General features: G+C 47.4%; 2 tRNA genes and 2 rRNA genes. All 4 read left to right on the top strand.

What is annotated here, in order from left to right:
- Positions 1 to 83: ribosomal RNA gene (locus MUU47_RS00250) — 16S ribosomal RNA — on the top strand; the annotation flags it as partial.
- 72 nt (positions 84 to 155) lie between these two features.
- Positions 156 to 232: transfer RNA gene (locus MUU47_RS00255), tRNA-Ile, on the top strand.
- Between the two features lie 110 nt (positions 233 to 342).
- Positions 343 to 418, top strand: a tRNA-Ala gene (locus MUU47_RS00260).
- 207 nt (positions 419 to 625) lie between these two features.
- A 23S ribosomal RNA gene (locus MUU47_RS00265) occupies positions 626 to 715 on the top strand; the annotation flags it as partial.

Raw genomic sequence — 715 nt, forward strand, 5'->3', positions numbered from 1 at the left:
CGCTTACCACTTTGTGATTCATGACTGGGGTGAAGTCGTAACAAGGTAACCGTAGGGGAACCTGCGGTTGGATCACCTCCTTACCTTAAAGAACCTGCCTTTGTAGTGTCCACACAGATTGTCTGATGAAAAATAAGCAGTAAAAAAATCTCTGCAGGCTTGTAGCTCAGGTGGTTAGAGCGCACCCCTGATAAGGGTGAGGTCGGTGGTTCAAGTCCACTCAGGCCTACCAAATTTCTGCTGATGCTGCGTTGCGGCGACACTCACATACTTGAGTATGCTTCGTGTCACCACGCCTTGCCTCAACAAAAATTAAGGTTGATGAGATTTAGTCTTTGCGATGGGGTTATAGCTCAGCTGGGAGAGCGCCTGCCTTGCACGCAGGAGGTCTGCGGTTCGATCCCGCATAGCTCCACCATCACTTTACTGCTTAAAATAAACTTCAGAGTGTACCTGAAAAGGTGTACTGCGAAGTTTTTGCTCTTTAAAAATCTGGATCAAGCTGAAAATTGAAACGACACACTGTTTCCTTTCTCCGTAATAAGAAAGGAAAATACGGTGTGTTCGAGTCTCTCAAATTATCGCAAGTCGATGATGAATCGAAAGAAACATCTTCGGGTTGTGAGGTTAAGCGACTAAGCGTACACGGTGGATGCCCTGGCAGTCAGAGGCGATGAAGGGCGTGCTAATCTGCGATAAGCGTCGGCGAGGTGAT

The organism is Scandinavium hiltneri, from assembly GCF_024764835.1.
GTDB classification, from domain to species: domain Bacteria; phylum Pseudomonadota; class Gammaproteobacteria; order Enterobacterales; family Enterobacteriaceae; genus Scandinavium; species Scandinavium hiltneri.